Genomic DNA, 4,083 nt, shown 5'->3' on the forward strand with positions numbered 1-4,083 from the left:
GGGTCCACGCCGGGCAGAAACACGCCGAATTCTTCGCCTCCGATGCGGCCGACGATATCGCCGCCACGCAGTTGCCCTTTGATCGCCTGTGCTATCAGTTTGAGCGCCTGGTCTCCGCAATCGTGACCCAGGCGGTCATTGATCGACTTGAAGTGGTCGGCGTCGATGATCAGCAGCGCCCCCGAACGGGTCTGCTCCTGCTTTCGGGTCTGCTCGAGATAGGCTTCGACCAGCATAGAGAAGGCGCCACGGTTCAGCACCGCCGTCAGGCTGTCTGTCGCGGCGATGATGCTGAGATCGCGCTGCGCGATGGCCAGCTGGCGAATCTTCCACATCAGGAAAAACAGAAACGAGCCGCCCAGCACCAAAGGCAGCAACAAGTCGGTCATCTTCGCCCGCCACACGGCCTCGGGCGAAAGATAGGGGAAATTGAAGGAATCGACGAAGAACGCCACGGCAATGAAGAATGCAGTACCGACTACCGTGACAGCGATCACCCTGCCCCAGCTCGTCGGCGACAGATCGAGCTTCATCCCGTTCAACTCCGTTAGCCGTCGCTACTATGACGCACCAACCCAAACAAATTGATAAGACTTTCCCTCCAATTTCTGTCGGGCGGCGGAATCAAATCCCCCCGCCAGCCCCGATCGGTGACTTGCGACGGAGGCTTGCGCAAACGTGCCACAAGACGGCCGCTGAAAGCAGCCATCCTGTTTCAGAGCTTGAAGGCGTGAGCCAATTGCCGGCCGGACAAGGGCAAAACGGCGCGCGAACCAGACCGCGTCGTCAGTTGAGCGTTGACTCACTCAGCGCATCGACGACAAAGGATGCCGCGATCAGGTCGTCGGCATCGAGGCGCAGGGAACCTCCGTCGCCTCCCATGGCTGAAGCCACTTTTTGAAAGGTTTTCATTTCGTATTCCGTGATCCGGGCGTCCTGCATCTTGGCCTTGAGATCGGCGATACGCCGATCCAGAGCCGAAGATATGCCTATTTCTCGCTTCGACATGGCAACACTCCTCCCCACCCTTGTTTGCCTCCCGCCTGTCCACTTTTATATGAGGGTTCTCGAATACAGCGGGCCGAACGCGCTGTGCGCAGGAAGGTTCCGAAAAGGCGGAGTCACGAAATAATACGCTGGCGCCGGGCGGCTGCCCGAGCCACGCCAACGCCTCATCACCGAACAGAGTTGGACGGCTTGCGGTATTTGCCGCTGTCGGGGCGACCCTGCATGGAGAAAGCTGATTCCGCGATTTTGTTATATCAGATCTAGCTAATCCTTGACGCCGGCAGATGACGCCCCAGAATCAGTGGCATGGCAATAAAGGTCGGCGACGAAGTGGCGGTCATGGCGACGGTGCTGAAGCGCGTCACGGAAGACCGCGTCAGCGTGTCGATCCCCGGTTACAATTTTCCGCATTCGGTCATTGATCCGGCGACCAGGCTGACCAAGGGCCAGCTGATGGAATTATCCGGCGGCGTTACGCGAATCGACGGCGACAAGGTCACGGTATCGCTCGGGACAATGGTCACAGTGGATAGGGACAAGGTACGCCTGGTGCAAAGCCATGTCCCGCCGAAGCGAAGGGATCTGAGGATGTGAACAAGCGAAGCTCCACCGTTTCAGGGATCCAGCCCCTTACATCCCAGCAGTGCAGAGCCGCACGAGCGATGCTGAAATGGTCGCAGGTGCGACTCGCCGCGAAGTGCGGCCTCAGCGAAGGAACGATTGGCAGTTTCGAGAGCGGACGAAGGATTCCGAGTTCGGCCAAGCTGGCTGCCATCCGTCGAGGGTTGGAGGCAGCAGGCGTGATTTTCGTCAATCAGAAGGCCGCAGTGACCAAGAGCGGTCCGCCTCGTCAAACTATCGGTGGAACATAATTTAGATATCGCTGTTAGAGCGCAAACGGGAGGCGAGCGATGTTCAAACGTGAAATCGGCATTGTTTCGGACTGGTCGAAATTGGTGGCGGACGATCCTCTGATCGCCGCCGATATAGCCCGGCGTTTTTCTGTGCGCGCTTGCAATGACAACGCCGCCGCCGACGACGACGTCCCGTGGCCCGGCACCGAAACCCGAAATCCCGACTTTGCCGGCCTCGCGACACCCGCCGAGTATCCTCGGCCGATCGTGCTTCTAGCGACGATCTATGCGTCGACGGTCCTGGGGGTAACGCTGCTTCTGGCCGCGGCGGTTTGAGCGCACGAGGCCCGATGCCGCTCTCTGAAAGCCCACGTCTCCGGTATAAACCGTAACCTATGTGTCCGGAACGGACCGAAAGGCTTTGGCGATCCCGACAGGATTCGAACCTGTGACCATCGGCTTAGAAGGCCGGTGCTCTATCCAGCTGAGCTACGGGACCGCTGGCCGGCCTTTGGGCCGGCTGGATATTCTGGCATTGGCCGCCGTTCAATGCGTCCAGGGCGTCCTGCGGTCATAGCGGAAATTCTCCGCATAGGAAATCTGGCGGCGCTTGGTCTCTTTCGGCTCTTCGACGCGGAAAGCGAGCCCTTGCTTTTCGGCGTAGGCTACCGCCTCTTCCCGCGTGTCGAAGCTAAGCCTGATCTGGCTTCTCATGTCTGCCGACGTCGTATAGCCCATCAGCGGATCGATCTTCTTGCGCGTCTCGGGATCGAATTCCAGCACCCAGTGGCCGGTCTTGGCCTTGCCGGACTGCATCGCGGTTTTGGCTGGGCTGAAAATGCGCGCGGACATGGCCACCTCGTTCTTGTGCAAGGCAGCATCGCCACCCTTCGCCCGTCATTACTGCGCAATGCGCACGGCGGCAAGGTTTTTGCTCTCGCAGGTTTTTGCACTTGCCATGCACCACCGAAATGAATAGGCAACAGACCGTTCGGAGTGTAGCGCAGCCTGGTAGCGCATCTGGTTTGGGACCAGAGGGTCGGGAGTTCGAATCTCTCCACTCCGACCATCCCCTCACAGCCCAATGCCCGGCGCAGCCATATGGTCACTTGCTCCGGCTCCGGTCGTGGATTCGTGGCCGGTTCGGCAACAGGGGGTTCAGATGCTTGGAATGGATGCCTGGGTGTCGCTTTTCGGACCGGCCTACTTTGCCTATGCCGGCATCACCGTTCCGTTCATGGTGACGTGGGCAATTGCCTGCGCCGCGCTGGCGATGTGGAACAACCGTGAAAGCCGCAGACAGGCGAGGCAGGCCCCAGGCGCCGTCGTCTCCCGCTCCTGGCGTGTCAGTATCGGAATGTTTGTGCTGGTCGCCGCCGGCTATATCGCCGCTCACTCTGCCGTCTACCTCGCGGTCCGTCATTTCGCCGTAATGTGGCTCTGAGACTGACCTCTCAGCTAAATCTCGAATTCGCCCTGCCCTTCATCCATGGCGTTGACGGTTTCGGCTGCCAGCGCCCTGGTGATCGGCGTCTTGCGTTCGAGCGCGGTCCGGTCGAGCCGCTCCACCACGCGCATCGCTGTCGCCAGCGAGCGCTCGATACGGCGGACCAGATACTGCACGACATGCGGTTCGACTTCGATCTGACGGTCGGCGAAGAGTTTTGTGATGACGCCGGCGAGCAGGAGATCGTCGGGCTCATGAATTTCGACTGTCGCCGCCGCTTTCAGCCGTGAGGCGAGATCAGGCAGCGTGACGCGCCAGGCGGACGGGAAGCGGCGCGCCGTCAGGAGCAGCGTCGACCCGGCACCACGCACCGTATTGATCAGATGGAACAGGCCCTGTTCATCGACCGCGCCGGTATCGACATCGTCGATCAGCGCCGGCCGCGCGCCGAGATTGGCAATGCTGTCGCCGATGCGCCTGGCGTCGACCGCCACCGCATTGACACGCGCGCGCCAGATCGAGGCCAGATGCGTCTTGCCCGAACCCGCGGGACCGGCCAGCACCACCACCGGCGATGGCCAGTCCGGCCAGCGGTCGACCAGCGCCACGGCCTGGTTGTTGGTGCCGGAGACGACGAGTTCGTCGCGCGAATAGCCGGTGCCATGGCCGAGATCGAGCGGCAACTGGCGTGGCGGGTCGGGTGGCTGGGCGGGCACTTCAGCGACGCGGTTGCGTGCGGTGGCCGCCGCCGCGATCGGCCGGGAGCTGCGGCAC

The 4,083-nt window shown here is 61.3% G+C and carries 8 protein-coding genes and 2 tRNA genes; 5 read left to right on the forward strand and 5 right to left on the reverse strand.

What is annotated here, in order from left to right; translation table 11 throughout:
- A partial coding sequence (locus tag EN939_RS39750) for a GGDEF domain-containing protein (protein ID WP_164751168.1) occupies positions 1-533 on the reverse strand: 533 nt, incomplete at its 3' end.
- 253 nt (positions 534-786) lie between these two features.
- Positions 787-1,008 (reverse strand): hypothetical protein, encoded by a 222-nt coding sequence (locus EN939_RS23615; protein ID WP_127270071.1) that lies wholly within the window; start codon positions 1,006-1,008, stop codon positions 787-789.
- A 306-nt stretch (positions 1,009-1,314) separates the two neighbouring features.
- Between EN939_RS23615 and EN939_RS23620 the strand changes: the two genes are divergently transcribed.
- Genes EN939_RS23620 through EN939_RS23630 form a run of 3 tightly spaced genes read left to right on the forward strand, consistent with a single transcriptional unit; the run spans position 1,315 to position 2,198 of the window.
- Entirely contained in the window at positions 1,315-1,602 is a 288-nt protein-coding gene (locus EN939_RS23620) for a hypothetical protein (RefSeq protein WP_164749088.1), read from the forward strand.
- Complete coding sequence (locus tag EN939_RS23625; RefSeq protein WP_127270073.1) at positions 1,599-1,880, forward strand: helix-turn-helix domain-containing protein; 282 nt, start codon at positions 1,599-1,601, stop codon at positions 1,878-1,880. Before EN939_RS23620 ends, EN939_RS23625 begins: the two co-directional genes overlap by 4 nt.
- 39 nt (positions 1,881-1,919) lie before the next feature.
- A complete protein-coding gene (locus EN939_RS23630; RefSeq protein ID WP_127270075.1) occupies positions 1,920-2,198 on the forward strand; it encodes a hypothetical protein in 279 nt (92 codons plus the stop codon).
- An 86-nt stretch (positions 2,199-2,284) separates the two neighbouring features.
- On the opposite strand, the gene EN939_RS23635 is transcribed toward EN939_RS23630, so the two are convergent.
- Positions 2,285-2,361, reverse strand: a tRNA-Arg gene (locus EN939_RS23635).
- A 47-nt stretch (positions 2,362-2,408) separates the two neighbouring features.
- On the reverse strand, positions 2,409-2,714 hold the full coding sequence (locus tag EN939_RS23640; protein WP_023812590.1) for an ETC complex I subunit: 306 nt from the start codon (positions 2,712-2,714) through the stop codon (positions 2,409-2,411).
- A gap of 140 nt (positions 2,715-2,854) precedes the next feature.
- Here EN939_RS23640 and EN939_RS23645 point away from each other — a divergent pair.
- Both EN939_RS23645 and EN939_RS23650 read left to right on the forward strand, forming a co-directional pair.
- Positions 2,855-2,931: transfer RNA gene (locus EN939_RS23645), tRNA-Pro, on the forward strand.
- A 93-nt stretch (positions 2,932-3,024) separates the two neighbouring features.
- On the forward strand, positions 3,025-3,306 hold the full coding sequence (locus EN939_RS23650; RefSeq protein WP_127270077.1) for a hypothetical protein: 282 nt from the start codon (positions 3,025-3,027) through the stop codon (positions 3,304-3,306).
- 14 nt (positions 3,307-3,320) lie between these two features.
- Here EN939_RS23650 and hdaA read toward each other — a convergent pair whose 3' ends face one another.
- Positions 3,321-4,025: a DnaA regulatory inactivator HdaA gene (gene hdaA / locus EN939_RS23655; RefSeq protein WP_127270080.1), complete on the reverse strand. Its 705-nt coding sequence runs from the start codon at positions 4,023-4,025 to the stop codon at positions 3,321-3,323.
- Positions 4,026-4,083 lie beyond the last annotated feature (58 nt).

The sequence above is a fragment of the Mesorhizobium sp. M7A.F.Ca.CA.002.05.1.1 genome (genome assembly GCF_003998335.1).
In the GTDB taxonomy this organism is placed as follows: domain Bacteria; phylum Pseudomonadota; class Alphaproteobacteria; order Rhizobiales; family Rhizobiaceae; genus Mesorhizobium.

Excerpts from the sequence above, each read along its gene's own strand:
- EN939_RS23630 (WP_127270075.1), top strand. The coding sequence starts at position 1,920 with ATGTTCAAACGTGAAATCGGCATTGTTTCGGACTGGTCGAAATTGGTG.
- EN939_RS23640 (WP_023812590.1), bottom strand. The coding sequence starts at position 2,714 with ATGTCCGCGCGCATTTTCAGCCCAGCCAAAACCGCGATGCAGTCCGGC.
- EN939_RS23615 (WP_127270071.1), bottom strand. The coding sequence starts at position 1,008 with ATGTCGAAGCGAGAAATAGGCATATCTTCGGCTCTGGATCGGCGTATC.
- EN939_RS23650 (WP_127270077.1), top strand. The coding sequence starts at position 3,025 with ATGCTTGGAATGGATGCCTGGGTGTCGCTTTTCGGACCGGCCTACTTT.
- EN939_RS23620 (WP_164749088.1), top strand. The coding sequence starts at position 1,315 with ATGGCAATAAAGGTCGGCGACGAAGTGGCGGTCATGGCGACGGTGCTG.